A 17,643-nucleotide genomic window follows, 5' to 3' on the forward strand; every position below is an offset into this window, starting at 1 on the left:
TGGAGAATGGTGCTTGGTATGTTTAGCATTCAATTTAAGACGTTTGCAGGTTTTGCTAGGAAATGCTTCTGCCAGTTCTCCGACAACCTGCTAGATAACGCATATTTAATTTCTGGAGATGTCTACTAGTGACCCATTGGGGCTTTCGCTCCTGCACCGCCTTTGCCCAGGAATAATAACAGAGGTAATGAGCAAAGGAACCCTATCCCTACGGCTCGAAAGCAATCTGCGTAAGATAAAACAGCAGCTTGAATATCTACTGTTTGACTTAATAAGGCTAGTGCTTGTTGTTGGGCTGTTGCCGCATCCATGCCTTGGCTTTGGAGTGCCCCATTGAGCAAGTCGAGACGCTGATTGGTTTCTGGGTCATAAGGGCTAAGTTTTCCTAACAGGATTGCTCGATGAAAAGTCTCTCTTCGGTCAAGCAGCGTAGTAAGTAAGGCAATGCCAATACTGCCACCTAGTTGTCGAGTCAGGTTGTAGAAACCAGAACCGGCAGAAACATCTTGTTTGGGTAGCGGCCCTAAAACTGCCAAACTCAAAGGCAGAAACATCAACACAGTAAAAGCCCCACGCCATACCAATGGCCAAAATAGATCGTCTGTACCTGTTTGTGGGGTAATTGTCGCCAATTGAAACATGACTCCAGATGATCCGACAGCGCCCACTGCAATTAAAAATCGAGCATCAATTATACTAGACAGTTTGCCTAATAAAACCATGACGATCGCAGAGGCTAAAGCCCCAGGTGCTAATAATAATCCTGTTTGTGTTGCCGTAAATTGCAGCACACTCTGAGCAAATATTGGCACAGCAAAAAGTGCGCCATAAAGTCCCATACCCACCACTGCTGAAAGAACGCTTCCCGCAGCTAAAGAACGGTGACGCAAAACTCTCAAATCCACAGCCGGGTGATCTGTTTTCAGTTCTCGCCAAATAAATAACCCCAAGCCGATAATACCGGCGATCGCCAGAGTAACAATAAAACTAGAGGAAAACCAGTCATCTTGCTCCCCTTGTTCTAAAACAGTTTGTAAGCTACCCACAGCCACGATTAAAAATCCAATTCCCCACCAATCAACAGCTTGATTTTGGGTGTCCTTCCTGTCTTTATTCTTTGGCAAAAAGGCTAAAGACATCGCTACTGCGATGATCCCAAAGGGAATGTTAACAAAGAAAATCCAGCGCCAGCCTAAACCATCTACTAAGAATCCTCCCAAGGTTGGGCCAATTGCCGGGCCAGCAATTACACCTACACCAAAAACTGCTTGGGCCAAACCTTGTTCAGCTGGGGGAAAAGTCTCGAATAAAATCGCTTGGGCTTTCGCTAGCAACCCGCCACCGCATAAACCTTGGAGAATTCGGGCAACAATCAACATCGGTAGATTGAAGGACAGCCCACATAAAACGGAGGAAATCGTAAAACCAATCAGTGAGAAGATAAAGTAGGTTTTACGTCCAAAATAATCTCCCAACCATGCCGATAAGGGAATTAAGACGACGTTAGCGATCCCATATCCGCTAACTACCCAACCCACTTCACTGACAGTTGCACCCAAAGTCGCTTGGATATCGGTGAGAGCTACGTTAACAATACTAGTATCAATTACTTCTAAGATCGCACCAAGGGAAGCCGTGAAAGCGATCGCCCACTTCAATGGCCCGTGGACATAACCAAATTCGTCAAAACTAGAACTTTTAATATTGGTAGCCATTATTACATAAATAAGATTTGGAAAATGTCAAGCAATGCCTTGGTTGCAACACTGACGCTAAAGCTAAAATTAAATTTTGTATACATACGCTACGGTAGCGTATCATATTAAAACGGTCAAGGGAGAATTCAATGAAAAGTGGCAGAAATATTTATGCTAAGGATGGATGGTCACTGCTGCTGTTTTCATGCATGAGAATTGAGCTATAGGGCTTATTTGTTTCCTATAGGCTATGTTCTATGCCCAAAGCTAGAAGCAAATGGCCAAGAAGATATTGCTAGGGGATGATATTTTATGAGTAAGCAAATTAACAGCCCCTCTGGACGACCACGCAGCATCCACGCTGATCAGGCTATTGTGCAAGCGACTTTGGATGTACTTGCAGAGGTAGGATATGAAAGCATGAGTATAGAAGCGATCGCTTCTCGTGCTGGAGTTGGTAAAACGACTATCTATCGGCGTTACACTTCCAAAGAAGAACTAGTTGCAGACGCAATAGAAAGTTTGAGAGATGATTTAGCGATCCCCGATACTGGCAAGTTTTGGGGAGACATGGATATTTTGATAAATAATGCTGCTAAAAAAATAGATAGTCCCCTTGGTCGTCAGACACTCGCTTTGATAATTAGTACAGCGTCTAGCAATCCTCAGTTTGCAGAGGTTTACTGGACAAAATATACTAAACTCCGACGTGAAGCCTTTTCTAAAGTACTTGAGCGTGCCAAGTCTAGAGGCGAAATTCACAAGGATGCAGACGTAGACTTAATTATTGACCTTGTGAGCGGGTCACTATATTATGCACTGATACTCAAGCCCACAACCGAGCCAGTAGAAGCGTATATGCGCCGCACGATGAATCTTCTTATGAAGGGAATGGGGAGTAGGGAGTAGGGAGTGGGGGAAAATTATTATTCCTAACTCTTAACTTCCCATTCCCCATTCCCCATTCTCCACTCCCCACTCCCAACTTGTTGCTAAAATAACTTTCCATCATAGGTCATAAATGAGATGATGGAGAAATTAGAGAAAAAGGTAAACAATTGTTATTTTTCTCCTTCCGCTTCTGGTTGCAGGATGGCATTACAGTATTGAATGAGGGTTGTCAAGCGATCGCTAATCGTTTGAAGTCTCGTTTGTGCAGTAGATGCTTGCCGCGCTCCTTGCAAAAACATCACATCTATTGCCAACAAGCGCAGTTGCTTGCTCATTTCGGTTTGATAAGATTGCACTCGCCAGTTTTCATCAGCCAAAGGTACAATCTGCTCTCCAAAGAATTGCTGCAACGAGGCTACACGCTGCCGCAGTTCTGGTACAACAATTTGGGTAGTTGCGGCATCGGAACCTAATTGCTCTAGCAAGGTTACGAGTGCCAAATATTTCTCACGGTTTAAAGACATCCGGTGCTAGTTAAGATAGTATTAATGTCAAGTAATTTTTCTTCTACAATAAACTTTCTTAAACACTTATCAGCACTAAAAGCCTCAAATCAGGATTTGGGGCTTTGTTTGCCATCAATGGATTTTCTTTATGATCCTTGAAACTCAAATTGGATGACTACTCTCGGCAATTGGAAAATCATCCTTACACTGGTTTTTTACCCGTCTCTGGGCGACAGCATCTTCTTAGGTTGATGCTGCCAGTTTTATTTATCATTCACTTAATCTACCGATCCTATCCAAACCCAATTGTATGAGCAGCCTAGCTATAAATTCATCAGTTGATCTTGCTATTCCAGAATGGTTAAAAAAATGTTTGAAGGAGCCATCCACAAGTATCGGCACACCCGAAGATGACCGAAGGCATAGTGATGCAGTCTTAATTGGTCGCGCATTTGAATTTGCTTTCCAACTGCATCAAGGTCAACAGCGCAAATCGGGAGAACCATACATCGCTCATCCCATCGCTGTAGCCGACTTGCTGCATGATTTGGGAGGCAGTGCTGCTATGATAGCAGCTGGATTTCTTCATGATGTCGTTGAAGATACAGAAGTAACAAGTCAAGAAATAGAAGAACGCTTTGGCGCAGAAGTGCGGCAATTGGTTGAAGGTGTCACCAAGCTTTCTAAAATCAATTTCACCAGCAAAACCGAAAGTCAAGCCGAAAATTTCCGGCGAATGTTTTTGGCAATGGCCCAAGATATTCGGGTAATTGTGGTGAAATTGGCAGATCGTTTGCATAATATGCGAACCTTACAATACATGTCAGAGGCCAGCCGCCGCCGCAGTGCCCAGGAAACGCGAGATATTTTCGCACCTTTAGCCAATCGTTTGGGGATTTGGCGAATTAAATGGGAATTGGAAGATTTGGCTTTTAAGTATTTGGAACCGGAAGCTTTTCGCCAAATGCAAGAGCATGTTTCTGAAAAACGGACGGCGCGAGAAGAGAAATTGGCTAAAGCTACGAAAATGTTGCAAGAACGTTTGCAGCAAGCCGGAATCCGCTTTCAGGATATTAGCGGTCGTCCCAAGCACCTTTATAGCATTTACCAAAAAATGCACCGCCAGCAAAAAGAATTTCATGAAATTTATGATTTGGCAGCGCTGCGGATTATTGTTGAAAGCAATGAGGAATGCTATCGGGCGTTGGCGGTGGTTCATGATGCTTTTCGCCCAATTCCTGGGAGATTTAAGGACTACATTGGATTGCCAAAGCCTAACCGTTACCAGTCGTTGCATACTGGGGTGATTGGACTAACTGGCCGTCCTTTAGAGGTGCAAATTCGGACAGTCGAAATGCATCATATCGCCGAGTATGGGATTGCCGCCCATTGGAAGTACAAAGAAACTGGAGGTTCTAGTATTAGCCATTTGACAGGGACGGATGACAAGTTTACTTGGCTGCGCCAACTGCTCGAATGGCAAACTGATCTCAAGGATGCACAAGAATATCTTGATAGCATCAAAGATAATCTATTTGAAGATGATGTCTATGTCTTCACCCCTAAGGGAGATGTTGTTCCTTTAAGCCCCGGTTCTACTACTGTAGATTTTGCTTATCGGATTCATACGGAAGTAGGAAACCATTGTTCAGGGGCGCGGGTGAATGGGCGAATGGTATCTCTGTCAACGCGGCTACATAATGGCGATATTGTAGAAGTTCTCACCCAAAAGAACTGCCATCCGAGTTTAGATTGGTTGAACTTTGTCAGAAGTTCGGCGGCGAAATATCGGATAAAACAATGGTACAAGCGATCGCGCCGGGAAGAAAATGTTGCCCGTGGACGCGAATTGTTAGAAAAGGAACTCGGTAAAACTGGTTTTGATAGCTTGCTGAAGTCGGATGCAATGGAGACTGTCGCCCAAAAGTGTAACTACCACAGTGTGGAAGATTTACTCGCTGGTTTGGGTTATGGAGAAGTGACATTGAATTTGGTGCTAAATCGTTGGCGAGAAGTGGCGAAGGCACAACAACCAATTTCCACCGTGTCGCCATTTATCCCCAAAGAACCAACGACATCAAAAGCTTTGCGGGATGCACCTGTACCTATTTCCCGTGCCAGTGATTCGCCAATTATTGGGGTAGAGGGGTTGGTGTATTATTTAGCTGGGTGTTGTACCCCGATTCCTGGCGAACCAATTATTGGTGTGGTGACGCGAGGTAGGGGGATTTCGATTCATCGCCAAGGCTGCAATAATCTGGAAACTGTGGAGTATGAGCGCTTAGTACCAGTTAGATGGAACCCAGCCGCCGAAAATAGTGGTCGTCCGCACACGTATCCTGTAGATGTTCAAATTGAAGCCCTTGACCGCGTAGGGGTGCTAAAGGATATTTTGTCACGGTTGAGTGACCAAGGAATTAATGTCCGCCATGCTCAGGTTAAAACCTGTGCTGGTCAACCTGCATTGATGGACTTAGGAATAGATATACGCGATCGCTCACAATTAGAGCAAGTGTTTGTCCAAATTAAGAAAATGAGCGACATTTTGAATATCCGCCGCGTTGGTCAAATTGACGAGTAGGTGATTGGTAGGGTGCGTTACACTGCGTTAACGCACCAGTTTTAAGTTGGGATTTCATTTTAAAATTTCCTTGAAATAATCAGCCCCGATCGTAGGCGATGGTTTCTAATGGCAAAATTACTGTAAATGTAGATCCTTTTTCTAGCTGTGAATCTACTTTAATTTCACCATCCATTAACTGAACCAATCGAGAGACTATTGCTAAACCTAATCCTGTGCCATCAGTACTTTGCACTTGGGGAGCAGTTACTTCCCGAAAATAAGGATTGAAGATTTGTGCTTGAGCATCTAAAGAAATACCAATACCACTATCAGTAACAGAGATAGCCCACTGCTGTTGAGATACCGTCCAGCACTCCAAATGAATTGAACCAGATTCCGTGTAGCGAATTGCGTTACTCAGCAGATTTGTCAGAATTTGCTGAAGCCGAAGCGGATCTGTGATAACTTGACTTGGGGCGCGATCGCATTCAACAACTAAAGATAATTCTTTAGCACGCGCTAATGGCTCAATCATCTCTAAAATAAAGTTGATTAAACTACGCACATCGGTTAAAGTAGGCTGCAATTTCATCTGTCCGGCATCATAGCGCGAAATTTCCAGAGTATCGTTAATTAACCGCACAAGAATTCTACCACTCTTAAGAACTCGCTCAATACTTTCAAGATTTGCATAAGTATCTTTGAGTTCTGATTGTTGACGCTGCTGGCGCAGAAATAAGTCTGCGTAACCGATGATTGAAGTGAGAGGCGTTTTCAGTTCATGAGCCAAATGCGAAAGACTATCTTTATTTGCGCGAACCAAACGAGTTAGTTCTTGGTTAGTCAACCGCAATTGACTTTGGAGTTGTTTAAGCTCTTGTAATCGTCCTTGAGTATAACTGTTAAAGCAACGCGCGATCGCTTCATCAATTACTGTATCAATCAAGCGAACAGCCCTTAGCACCTCTTGTGCAGATCCCTGTAATAAATCTTCTTCTAAAAAGGAAAAAATCACAAACCGGAGTAAACGATATTCTCGCGCAATTTCCTCTGGTTCAAATCCCTGTTGGGCGCGGAGTGTACCGTGTTCTAAACTTGCATCTACTACTGTTTGCAAATCGCTCGTTTCAGATTCAGAAAGTACTGTTGCTAATGCTTTCAAAACGCGGGGTAAGCTATCCCGTACAGCTTTGAAAGTAAGTTCATTAGTAGCTTCAATTTGTTCATCTTGGTAAACCGCTTCTACCCATTGATCGAGAATGGCATCACTTTTTGCAATTAGAGTCTGACTAAAATCCATTTTTTGCCCAACCAAACACAGCGAAGGCTGTTCCAATATAAGTAGATTACTACGTTTAATGTCAAGTTTGCACCTGAGACAAGATAGAGGTAAGAAGCACACGCAAACCCAGCTACATCACTAATTAAACCACCACCCACTACTAACATCGGTTCTTTGCCGATTAAGCCAAAGTCAGAAAAAGCGTCAACAATTTTTTCAAAGGTTGCAAGGGTTTTAGTAGGCTCGGTAATCACAATGGGAACTACAGTTAAATCAATGTCATAGTGTCTAAAATATGATTTGATTTACTTACCGTATAACTTATTGACAATTATATATTTACAAATCTTAAAAAAGAGTTAAGTTGACTTTTTCGTTCCAAATCATGGGATTTCAGCCTAGAAGTAATAGATGACTTGCTAAAAAACATAAAATATGGTGGCGCTAAAAATTATGTCTAGCGGTGTTTGGTGGCTGGCTGTAAAAATTTTAGATTTTGGATGCTTAGATTAAGGATTTGCCTATCTCTAATCGATATTTATAGCATTAACAGCTTGATAGTAACAAAACAGTAATAAATAACATTATTTCCTTTGATCAGAATTAATATATAAACGCATTAGGTCTGTAAAGGAGGTTTTGCTAACTCACGCAAGGATTTTGGCTGAAAATTGCGCTAATTAAGCTTGTCTTGTGTTTTGATGCAATATTTCCACATCAGAAGTACCCGTGAAGGTACTATCCATCCTCCACAGACCTATCCAAAAATACAGAGTAGAAAATTTTTCACAAAACAAACCAAGGACACACGATTTGGATTCGTTTTTCTGCTCCTTTGTTTGTCAATATTTAATTTTAAAAGGAGACTATCTTGGATGGCTCGAAATAAAAAGAAATCAGCCGGGTTCAAGTCTGAGCATTCACTTAACTCTAGATGCCCTATTTGTTGTATTGTCCCACCCCATATCCTGGAAAATGTCGTTGTAAATGGCAACCCCCAGCAGCGTAGTTGGGCTTTTCATACATTAAATATTTCGGCACAGCTTCGTGGACGGAGAGATGTTATAGGTAATGTCTCATTTGCACCTTCTCCGGGTGAAAAGCGGCGCACTATCTACGATGCAAAATATGGACAGCAACTTCCTGGTACACTAGTGCGTGGTGAGGGAGATCCTCCCAGCAGTGATGAAGCAGTTAATGAAGCCTACGATGCTGCTGGTGCTACTTATGAATTGTTTTATGAGATATTTGATCGCAATTCCATCGACGACAAAGGACTACGCTTAGACTCCACCGTGCATTATGGGGAAAAATATGACAACGCCTTTTGGAACGGCGACCAAATGGTTTATGGTGATGGCGACGGAGAAATGTTTCAATGCTTCACCAAGTCAATAGATGTTATTGGGCATGAACTAGTTCATGGTATAACCCAGCATGAAGCGGGTTTACAGTATTATGGCGAACCTGGGGCACTGAATGAATCATTTTCTGATGTCTTCGGTTCTTTAGTGAAACAAAAGAGCAAAAATCAGACTGCACAAGAGGCAGATTGGCTCATTGGCGAAGGTCTTTTGATACCCACTGTTAAAGGTGTTGCCCTGCGATCGCTAAAAGCACCAGGAACAGCATACAATGACCCACTATTAGGTAAAGATCCGCAACCAGCCCATATAAAAGATAAATATACTGGTACTGATGATAACGGCGGGGTGCATATTAATTCAGGAATTCCTAACTATGCCTTTTATCTAGCGGCTGTTGAGATTGGTGGTTATGCTTGGGAAACAGTTGGCAAAATCTGGTATATTGCTTTACGCGATCGCTTGGATGCCAAAGCAGATTTTAAAAAAGCTGCCAACGTCACCATTCAAGTTGCAGGCGAAGTCTACGGTAATGACAGTGATGAGCAAAAAGCTGTGCAGAATGGTTGGCAAAAGGTAGGAGTTATTTAGAGTTGGGAGTTAGAAGTAGAAACGCGATTAATCGCGTTTGTACAGGCGTTAGGAGTTAAACTGGGATGTGATAAATATCATCTCCCACTCTTTGTATTTATCCCAACTAAATAACACAACGGAGAGCCAAAAATGCGAGTATCATTTGAACGCACAGGCGGCTTTGCTGGGATTACCAAGAAAACAACCGTTGATACGGACACTCTCGCGGCAAATGAAGCCAGCACACTTGTGCGACTAGTGGAAGTTGCTGATTTATTTAGGCTACCGGAACACATTACTTCGCCAAATCAAGAGAGCGATCGCTTTCAATATAAATTAACAGTAGAAGATAACGGCAAGCAGCATGCAGTGACTGTCAGTGAAGCAGCATTGCCAGGAACCTTAAGACCCCTAATTGAATGGCTACAAAACATAGCACAAAAAAGGTAATTTGCTAAATTAACAATTTAATTTTTGAAGGAAAATCCAGTCAACGCAATATAAAATTGAATACCTAAAGAGAAGCATATAACTAGGAGAATGCGAAGTCGTGGGCGAAGAAAATATAAATTTTAATTCCGCAGAAGAAAACCAAACTGATGACTTTTTGCATGTAGCATCTGTAAAAGAGGATTGGGGTGGAGATGGCAGAGGGCGCATGAATTTATCAGGAAGGCGCACAGCAATATCGAAAGAGTATGTACCTCGCCAGTACCAATTCTTTGATACTAATACTGTACTAGAAAAACAAGGGTGGCGAGTTAGTGGACTGCCAGAGAATGTAGTAATTGGAAGCCGTCGATTACTTACTTGGCATGACAGTGGTGCATCAACCTCAAGAGTTGTAATACCACGGCAGTTTGAAGCACCGTCTGGCTTCTTTACTTCTGATTTGGAGATTTTCGTGCTTAGAGGTGCAATCCAACTGGGAGAGTGGCAGTTAGGCAAGCATGGCTACTCTTTTATCCCCGCAGGAGTGAGAGTAGGCCCTTGGAAAGTGCTAGGTGATGAGGAAGCTGAAATCCTCTGGATGGAAAACGGCTCTCTCAAGTATAAATATGCACTAAACGATCATCCAGATGCTAGAGTGCGTGACTTCATCCCAGCATTGGACAGTAAGTTGTTACCTTGGGGCAAAGCAGATACAGTTCAGTTTGTGCAAGCAAATAAAAAGTGGCTAAGGAAGGATAGTAACGGGGGTGGAGTCTGGCTGCTTGCTATCTTGCCACATTATGATGGCAAGTCCCCAATGATTCAATGTTATAACGAGGAAGGGTATTGCCTAGCTGGATACTGTGATATTGGAGACCACCGATTTGTAAAAGATTATTTTGCTTATGGCCCTAGTTTTATCACCTCTCCTTGGCATAGAACAGATGATGGCGGTTTGTTCTTTGTCAGAGTTGATAGGGATTTATCACAAGTTGGAACAGTCCTGTCATATCCACACTAATTAACACATAGTTTGTAACCAGCAAGGTTTCTATGTGGACACTCTAGAATGCCTTTTTAAATAGCGCCCAATAGGTGAACCTATAACCTCTCCATTGTTGTAAATCAAATTTCCACGCAAAAAAGTACTTTTTACCTTTCCAGTTAACTCTACTCCTTCAAAAGGTGTATAACCTTGTTGTGACTCCGACTCAGCAGCACTAACCACAAAGGTTTGATTGGGGTCTATTAAAACCAAGTCAGCATCATAGCCAATAACAATATTGCCTTTTTCTAACAAACCAAAACGCCGGGATGGGTTCCAACACAACAACTTAGCCATGTGATTGTAAGACATCCCCCGCTTACTCCCTTCACTAAATACACCAGAAAGTAAATATTCTGTACCACCAAAACCAGACTTTGCTAACCAAATATTATTCGAGTCTTTAGCACTTCTTTTTTGTTCAGCAGAACAGCAAGCGTGGTCGCTAACTATCCAATCTACTTGATTGTTGAGTACTGCTTGCCATAAGTATTCCACATCGGCACGGGGACGAATAGGAGGGTTGACTTTTGCCCAAATTGTATTGGGAGTATCGACATCTAATAACAAATGTCCGATGGTAACTTCTCGCCGAAAATTGATATGAGGAAAAGCAGTTTGCATAGTCAAAGCTGCTTCCATTGCCTTACGCGAACTCAGGTGCAACAAATTGATATTTGCACAGTTAGTCTCATGCGCCAAATAAGAAGCAATGCAAATTGCTAAACCTTCGGAATGAGGTGGACGTGCTGCACTGTAAGCGTGTAATCCACTAAGACTAGAATCGTTTTCAACTATTTTAGTGTAGGCGTTGAGAATTTCTGCAACTTCGCAATGCAAACTCAAGCTAATACTATCTCGCGCTTCTGGATGCTTTTCCATCAAGCGAGTTAGACCACGCATAATAAATTCAAAATGGGCGAAATCGTAGCGTTCCTCTTTATTAATCATCAAAAAGAGGTTTTGCTGGTCTGACAAACCATGCAACCCATAACCGCCATAAAACATGAAGATTTTAAACGAAGAAACACCGTATTCTTCAAACAATAAAGGTATTTCGTCGATATGCTGGCTAGCTATAGGTGCGATGTGATAGCTGTAATCTACAAAAAAATTACCTGCGGATAACGCCAATACCTCTGGAAAAAAATCGCGGTAAGAGCCGCCTTTGTTGAGATAATACTGCCCTGTACGGATGTAATTTAGGCTGGTAGTTACGCCTCCCATTGCGGCTGCTTTGGTTTCAGTTACAGCATCTTTGTCTAGAGGTTGATAGATACCGATGTGCATGTGGGCATCCACGACCCCAGGAAAGCCTAGTAAGTTTTTGCCATCAAATACCTCTTTAGCTGTGTCTGGGCTAATATTAGGGGCAATCTGAGCAAATTTTCCATCCTTAATGCCTAAATCAAGTAGTTCGATTGCATCCTGATGGGGACGAACTACCCGCACATTTTTGATAATTTTATCTAATACGGGAGTTTCAGACACAGTAGACCTCACACTAAAATGAGTTTAGTCAGGAATTCCAACATCGAATCGGGACGAAGACCAAATCTCATTATTATATAACGGTTTTTTATGAAATCATCTTCAGGAGCAAAGACAATGGAAAGTTTTAATGAGTATCATATAGACCCAAAAGAATTTATTTTTCTCAAAAGTTTTGAAGATAACTGGCAAGTGATTAGAGATGAGTTTACACATTTTATCAAGAATGCATCTGATGACGACTTAAAGTTAACTTATGATATTTTGGGGCCTAAAAGTCAAACGATTAAAACCAAGGGTGATGCAAAATACAGTGCTTTTGGGATTTTATTTCAAGGTATGTTTATTGAAAAATATATTCAGGCGCATCAAATACAATATCCTGATTATGGCCCAGATGATGCATCGCAAAAAGCACTTATATTAAGAGAGAAATATTTACCAAATTTGGCTAAAGTAATAGAAAAAGTCAACTTTAACGATGATGGAATCATCAGAAATGTGTATTTTGGAACATTCCATCCCGGCTTGGATATCAAGCTACATGTAAACTATAATCCTCACATGAATCGTGGCTATCTTGGATTAATCGTACCAGAGGGAGATGTGGCTATGAAAATATGCCATGAGCAACTTTATTGGCATGAAGGAAAATTCCTAGTTTTAGATCATAGTTATCCACATTGTCCACATAATTACACTAATTATGATAGAACTGTCTTGGTTGTAGACTTTTTTAAACCGGATAAACCTAGAGATGAAGTTATCCGATTTGAAAAAGAGCAAGTTACACAACGGATGCAAGATAATCCTTACAGCTTAGGTGTTTTTGGTAAAAGCGATAAAGCTAAAGAAGAGGATTTTATCAAGTATGGTTTAGCTCATCAATTAGAGTGGGATAAAGCTTTATAAGCTTAGAATGTATAGATGGTTGATGGTGCGTTAGCTGAAAACATAATGCACCCTACATTGATATTTTTTAAATTAATATAGGTAAATGAACGCAAAAACTTACAAAAAGTTAATAGCAAAGCAACTTAATCACGATTTTAAATCTGCCATTGAAATTGTCGAAGTTCCTATTTCTAAACCTGCGTATAATGAACTTTTAATTCAAAACAAATTTGCTGGCGTTAACGGTGGCTTTGACACCTTAGTTTGTCGTGGTGATGTTCCTTATGTTAACTTGATTCCTCCCTTTGATTTGGGTGTGGAAGCAGTGGGAAAAGTTGTTGCTGTAGGTGAAAATGTTAAAGATTTTCAAATAGATGATGCTGTGATAACTACGGCGCGTGGTGGCGGTTATCGAGAATATCAGCTTGTCGATGCAAACTTAGCAGTAAAGGTGCGGGAAGCAACGCCAGAGGTGCTAACGCTAATACCTACAGGTGTATCAGCTTTGGTTGCATTGGAACAAGTGGGAGAAATGAAAAGTAATGAAGTGGTTCTAGTGACAGCAGCAGCAGGAGGAACCGGTCATATTGCGGTGCAATTGGCAAAATTAGCCGGGAATCATGTCATTGGTACTTGTAGTTCTGAAGCTAAGGCAGATTTATTAAGGGAATTAGGGTGCGATCGCATTATCAACTATCGCACAGAAAACCTCAATCAAGTCCTCAAGCAAGAATACCCTAATGGCATTAATCTAATTTTTGAGTGTGTAGGTAAAGCAATATTTGATACTTGCGTTGAAAACTTGGCAGTGCGAGGACGTTTAGTAGTGGTTGGTTTTATCTCCGAATACGCAAATAATATAGAACAAATTACACAACCACGTATTTATCACCAGCTATTTTGGAAAGCTGCTTCTGTGAGAGCCTTTCTTATGCCTCATTATAAAGAATATATGGCAGAGGTACGCGATCGCCTTTTAAACCTGTTCTACACAGATAAACTTAAAGTTGCCGTTGACCCAACACAGTTTCAAGGCATAGAATCAATACCCGAAGCTGTAGAATATCTTCTCAGTGGCCAGAATTGTGGCAAAGTAGTGGTGAGGTTTTAAGTAACACGGTATTAGTTTATATCCAGTCGGGGGTGAAAATGACGCAAGATTCAGAAAATACTTTAAAAGTTGCTCAACAGGCATTTGAGAATCTGACGCATGGTATGGCAACAGGAAACTGGGAACCGTTGTTAGATATGCTTACAGAAGATTTTACCCTTTGGTTTCCAATGGCAAAGTTCCACGGTTTGAATGTGGGAAAAGAGCGAGCTAGAGAATTTTTCCAGTACGTTTCTGAATCATTCAGTCCTGGTTTGAACCTGACTAGTCTAGACTGTGTTACGAGCAATGAAACAACAGCTGTCTTTGAGTTTCGAGATGAGGGGCTTTTGTTCGGACAGCCTTACAAAAATCGGGTAGCAGTTTCTTTTGATGTGCGTGGAGACAAAATTTGCAGCTATAGGGAATACTTTGGCAGTGATGGTAAATCATATTAAATAATTCGTAATTACGAATTATTTAATTAATACACTCTTCTTAGTTAGTCTCAGGGTTGAGTTCGCTGATTTCTCGGCATTTAGCCTCTGCGGCTTGATATGCTGCCAAGTACTCTTGACCACCTAACATGACATCACCGTAATATTCATAAGGTGGATCGCCATAGATTGGCAATGGATCATCTTCTGGATAATCTTCTTTGGATTCTTCAATGATGGCTTTCAGTTTTTTAACGGTCAGCCTTTGTGCTGCAAAATACCAAAGTTCTTGAGGATTTTTGTTTAGGTGGGGTAATGTAGGATCGACAATACGGACATCGGAAGCGTCGCCTATCTCAATCCAACCGTGTTCAATCGGTCTGTATGGTTTCCCCGCAAAAGCTAAAAATCCCTGAATATATCTTGCTCCCTCAGTGGATAATGCTGCTTTATAAGCATTATCAAACGGAGTGCTAGCTCTGCTGTTTATACTTTCAGCAATTTTGATTGACAGCGTTTCATCCAATAGTTTGTTCATCAATAGCAAGGATTAGAGCAGCCGTAAAAACATATTACCATTTTTAATTTGGTGGCTCCTATTCAGGAGGGGTCTGAATCCCCAACTGAGGCGAACCTTCTGCCTTCTTTAACCATCAAATCATGGGGTTGTGGGGGGATCAAGTTTTATGCGAAGTGTCTTGGAACAACAGGGGCTTCCCCAACAAACCTGCCCAGCAGGCATATTAGTAAAAACACTACTACGAGCGCCAATCACAGTATTAGCGCCGATTTGCACTCCCGGCCCAATGAAACAATCTGCTGCTACCCATGCACCATTCTCAATGGTGATACTCGCTGTTTTCAATCCAAAGGCAGGGTCTTGGATATCATGACTACCAGTACAGAGGTAACTTTTTTGCGAAATTACGCAGTGTTCACCGATGCGGATCTGATCGAGGCTATATAAAACTACGTTATCTCCAATCCAACTGTGGTTGCCAATGGTAACTTTCCAAGGGTAGGTGAAGCGGGCGGTGGGTCGAATTAATACGCCTTTACCGATACAAGCGCCAAATAGTCTTAGCAAAGCACAACGCAGAATATTTAACGGTTGAGGAGTCAGGGGAAAGGCGATCGCTTGCACAAGCCACCATAATAAAATATACCAACCTGGACGCCCCCGATCAAACCAGGATTGGTCATATTTGCGTAAATCTACGAAAGGTTGGTCATTACTCATTTAGTTAGGAGTCAGGAATTATGAGTTAGGAATTACAAGTTAGCAGTTAGGAGTCAATGGTCAATAGCTCTCCCTCTGCTCCCCTGCTCCCTTGCTCACCTGCTCCTTCTTTGGAGGTAGTTGCAGTATTTAAGTGACCACCACAGTTGCGTAATTCGTAGAGTTTGACGCCAATTTGATATTCATATTGACTCAGTAAGCGTGCATAGATATATCCGGCTTTGCCATCCAAAAAACCGCGTTGAATAATATAAAATAAAATAAATCGTAAAATGGGTTTAAATGGCAGGTGTACCCAGACTTTTTTCAAAAAGCGCTTGCGTTGCACTGCATCACCAAATAGATTTGCGTCAATAGTGCCGCTATCATCTTTACCTGTGAGAATATTAAGATAAACGCTTGCTTCCCAGTTAGAATAGCGGTTATGTCGTTCTAACCAGTGATACAGGTCGCGGAAGTCCTCGTGAAGCATATCATTTTTGAGATACCCAACTTTGCCCTGCAAAATCACATGTTCGTGAACTTCGTTATCACCAGTATTGGGAATATCTTCTGTATGTAGGTTTTCGTAACGACCTTTTTTATGTTGAAATAAACGTAGATTCCAATCAGGATATTTACCGCCATAACGAATCCATTTTCCTAAGAAAAATACGCGGCGGTTGAGATAATAACCTGTATATTCCTTGTTTTGAATTGCTTGCTCAATTTCTTCCCAAAGTTCGGGGGTAATGCGCTCATCGCAATCTACAATTAGCACCCATTCGTTACGAAAAGGTAGATTGTCTAAAGACCAATTTTTCTTTTTGGGCCAGCGTCCATTGAAGTTGAATTGTACGACATTTACACCGTGACTGTTAGCAATTTCAATGCTGTTATCAGTACTTTGAGAATCTACTACAAATATCTCATCTGCTCTGCTGAGGCTAGCAAGGCAAGCAGGCAAGTTTGCTTGTTCGTTTTTTGCCGGAATTAATACAGAAACTAGTATTTTAGATGACATATATTTATGAGTTAGGAGTTAGAAGTAGAGACACGATTAATGGCGTCTGTACAGGAGTTAGGAGTTAGAGTGGACTTGATTATGATTGCGGATTGTATTCTTAAGAGAAAAGCATTCTGAAGTCTGAATTCTTTGTTATTTCTTATTTGATCTGGATAAAAGACCTTGAATAGCAGCATTTAAGTAACCAATCTGACCGTAAGCATATACAAGTTTGTCAAACCGTTCTGCTGGATCAGAAAAATATTGCAATGCCTTATACAAGCCGCGCACAAACCGTTCGCTACCTCGCTGTAATTGAGCAATTCCAGCTTTACCAACGAGTTGTTCTCGATAGCATTCACTGATACCCTGCCACCAGCCCCGGTTTAAAAACCAGGAGCGTTGGAGGCGTTCTGGAGCAACATTGTGAGCAACCAGCGCTTCGGGAAGATAAGCGACTTGCCAATTACGCTGTAGGGCAAATTCGGTCATTTGCAGTTCTTCATTTGATAATAAATTTTTTCCCACTCGACCGAGATGGGGATCAAAACCGCCAATTTCTTCTAGGAAACTGCGGCGGATGGAGTAATTTAAGCCTCTGGGTGTTGAGCCAGGTTGCTCAATATAGATGATACTGTCACCCAAATCGTATGCACCCAGATTTGCCGCTAATCCTGGAGATAGCCACCGTGGTTGTTGAATTCCTGGAGGCCAGATAAGAGTGACTTTGCCACCTGCGATCGCTAGTTTAGAATTATTGTAATAGGCAAAATATAAAACTTGTAGCCAGCCCTTGCTAGCAACGGCATCGTCATCGAGATAAGCAAGAATATCACCACTAGCTACTTTTGCACCCGTGTTGCGGGCGACAGATAAACCAATGGTAGGTTCAAATACATACTTCAGGCGCGGATTGTGGGCCCTTTGTTCTACAACCTCACGAGTGCGATCGCTAGATCCATTATCAACTACTACAATTTCAAAGTCAGCAGCAAAATCCTGCGCTAAAAGACTATCAATTGCAGGCCCTAAATAGGTATCTCGATTGTGGGTACAGATAATGGCAGAGATTTGGGTGTCTGGCATAGTTTTTATTTTGGATTTGAGATTTGGGATTTTAGATAAAAATCTTAAATCCAAGGCACACCTGCTG

16 protein-coding genes and 1 pseudogene are annotated in these 17,643 nt (G+C 41.8%); 8 read left to right on the plus strand and 9 right to left on the minus strand.

Going from position 1 to position 17,643, the window contains the following annotated elements:
• Positions 1-125: 125 nt before the first annotated feature.
• Complete coding sequence (locus V7K25_RS04230) at positions 126-1,715, minus strand: DHA2 family efflux MFS transporter permease subunit (protein WP_335155367.1); 1,590 nt, start codon at positions 1,713-1,715, stop codon at positions 126-128.
• Positions 1,716-2,009: 294 nt separating this feature from the next.
• On the opposite strand from V7K25_RS04230, the gene V7K25_RS04235 reads away from it, so the two are divergent.
• Positions 2,010-2,606 (plus strand): TetR/AcrR family transcriptional regulator, encoded by a 597-nt coding sequence (locus tag V7K25_RS04235; RefSeq protein WP_335155369.1) that lies wholly within the window; start codon positions 2,010-2,012, stop codon positions 2,604-2,606.
• Between the two features lie 152 nt (positions 2,607-2,758).
• Here the strand turns inward: V7K25_RS04235 and patD are convergent, their stop codons facing one another.
• Positions 2,759-3,112: a heterocyst frequency control protein PatD gene (gene patD, locus V7K25_RS04240; protein ID WP_335155372.1), complete on the minus strand. Its 354-nt coding sequence runs from the start codon at positions 3,110-3,112 to the stop codon at positions 2,759-2,761.
• 292 nt (positions 3,113-3,404) lie between these two features.
• On the opposite strand from patD, the gene V7K25_RS04245 reads away from it, so the two are divergent.
• Positions 3,405-5,675: a RelA/SpoT family protein gene (locus tag V7K25_RS04245; RefSeq protein WP_335155374.1), complete on the plus strand. Its 2,271-nt coding sequence runs from the start codon at positions 3,405-3,407 to the stop codon at positions 5,673-5,675.
• A 79-nt stretch (positions 5,676-5,754) separates the two neighbouring features.
• On the opposite strand, the gene V7K25_RS04250 is transcribed toward V7K25_RS04245, so the two are convergent.
• Positions 5,755-6,957: a HAMP domain-containing sensor histidine kinase gene (locus V7K25_RS04250; RefSeq protein WP_335155375.1), complete on the minus strand. Its 1,203-nt coding sequence runs from the start codon at positions 6,955-6,957 to the stop codon at positions 5,755-5,757.
• 89 nt (positions 6,958-7,046) lie between these two features.
• Positions 7,047-7,244, minus strand: a pseudogene (locus tag V7K25_RS04255) (3-dehydroquinate synthase); the annotation flags it as partial.
• Between the two features lie 570 nt (positions 7,245-7,814).
• On the opposite strand from V7K25_RS04255, the gene V7K25_RS04260 reads away from it, so the two are divergent.
• The 3 genes from V7K25_RS04260 to V7K25_RS04270 all read left to right on the plus strand — a co-directional run bounded on the left by V7K25_RS04260 (position 7,815) and on the right by V7K25_RS04270 (position 10,329).
• The gene (locus tag V7K25_RS04260; RefSeq protein ID WP_335155377.1) at positions 7,815-8,894 is read left to right on the plus strand and encodes a M4 family metallopeptidase; all 1,080 of its coding nucleotides are present in this window, start codon (positions 7,815-7,817) and stop codon (positions 8,892-8,894) included.
• 132 nt (positions 8,895-9,026) lie between these two features.
• A complete protein-coding gene (locus V7K25_RS04265; RefSeq protein ID WP_335155379.1) occupies positions 9,027-9,326 on the plus strand; it encodes a protealysin inhibitor emfourin in 300 nt (99 codons plus the stop codon).
• 100 nt (positions 9,327-9,426) lie between these two features.
• Positions 9,427-10,329, plus strand: coding sequence for a DUF4437 domain-containing protein (locus V7K25_RS04270; protein WP_335155381.1), 903 nt, complete (start codon positions 9,427-9,429; stop codon positions 10,327-10,329).
• Between the two features lie 30 nt (positions 10,330-10,359).
• Here the strand turns inward: V7K25_RS04270 and V7K25_RS04275 are convergent, their stop codons facing one another.
• Positions 10,360-11,844 carry an amidohydrolase family protein gene (locus tag V7K25_RS04275; RefSeq protein ID WP_335155383.1) on the minus strand — a complete coding sequence of 495 codons (1,485 nt, stop codon included), beginning with the start codon at positions 11,842-11,844 and terminating at the stop codon, positions 10,360-10,362.
• Positions 11,845-11,961: 117 nt separating this feature from the next.
• Between V7K25_RS04275 and V7K25_RS04280 the strand changes: the two genes are divergently transcribed.
• From V7K25_RS04280 to V7K25_RS04290, 3 genes are all read left to right on the plus strand, one after another.
• Positions 11,962-12,756 (plus strand): aspartyl/asparaginyl beta-hydroxylase domain-containing protein, encoded by a 795-nt coding sequence (locus V7K25_RS04280; RefSeq protein ID WP_335155531.1) that lies wholly within the window; start codon positions 11,962-11,964, stop codon positions 12,754-12,756.
• An 85-nt stretch (positions 12,757-12,841) separates the two neighbouring features.
• Positions 12,842-13,849, plus strand: coding sequence for a zinc-binding dehydrogenase (locus V7K25_RS04285; RefSeq protein ID WP_335155385.1), 1,008 nt, complete (start codon positions 12,842-12,844; stop codon positions 13,847-13,849).
• 38 nt (positions 13,850-13,887) lie between these two features.
• A complete protein-coding gene (locus tag V7K25_RS04290) occupies positions 13,888-14,286 on the plus strand; it encodes a nuclear transport factor 2 family protein (RefSeq protein WP_335155387.1) in 399 nt (132 codons plus the stop codon).
• Positions 14,287-14,326: 40 nt separating this feature from the next.
• Here V7K25_RS04290 and V7K25_RS04295 read toward each other — a convergent pair whose 3' ends face one another.
• The 4 genes from V7K25_RS04295 to V7K25_RS04310 all read right to left on the minus strand — a co-directional run bounded on the left by V7K25_RS04295 (position 14,327) and on the right by V7K25_RS04310 (position 17,576).
• A complete protein-coding gene (locus V7K25_RS04295) occupies positions 14,327-14,803 on the minus strand; it encodes a hypothetical protein (protein ID WP_335155389.1) in 477 nt (158 codons plus the stop codon).
• A 120-nt stretch (positions 14,804-14,923) separates the two neighbouring features.
• Positions 14,924-15,505 carry a hormogonium polysaccharide biosynthesis acetyltransferase HpsU gene (hpsU, locus tag V7K25_RS04300; protein WP_335155391.1) on the minus strand — a complete coding sequence of 194 codons (582 nt, stop codon included), beginning with the start codon at positions 15,503-15,505 and terminating at the stop codon, positions 14,924-14,926.
• A 46-nt stretch (positions 15,506-15,551) separates the two neighbouring features.
• Positions 15,552-16,508 (minus strand): glycosyltransferase family 2 protein, encoded by a 957-nt coding sequence (locus V7K25_RS04305; protein ID WP_335155393.1) that lies wholly within the window; start codon positions 16,506-16,508, stop codon positions 15,552-15,554.
• Positions 16,509-16,643: 135 nt separating this feature from the next.
• Positions 16,644-17,576, minus strand: coding sequence for a glycosyltransferase (locus V7K25_RS04310; protein WP_335155395.1), 933 nt, complete (start codon positions 17,574-17,576; stop codon positions 16,644-16,646).
• Positions 17,577-17,643 lie beyond the last annotated feature (67 nt).

It is taken from the genome of Nostoc sp. (genome assembly GCF_036919495.1).
Classification (GTDB): domain Bacteria; phylum Cyanobacteriota; class Cyanobacteriia; order Cyanobacteriales; family Nostocaceae; genus Nostoc.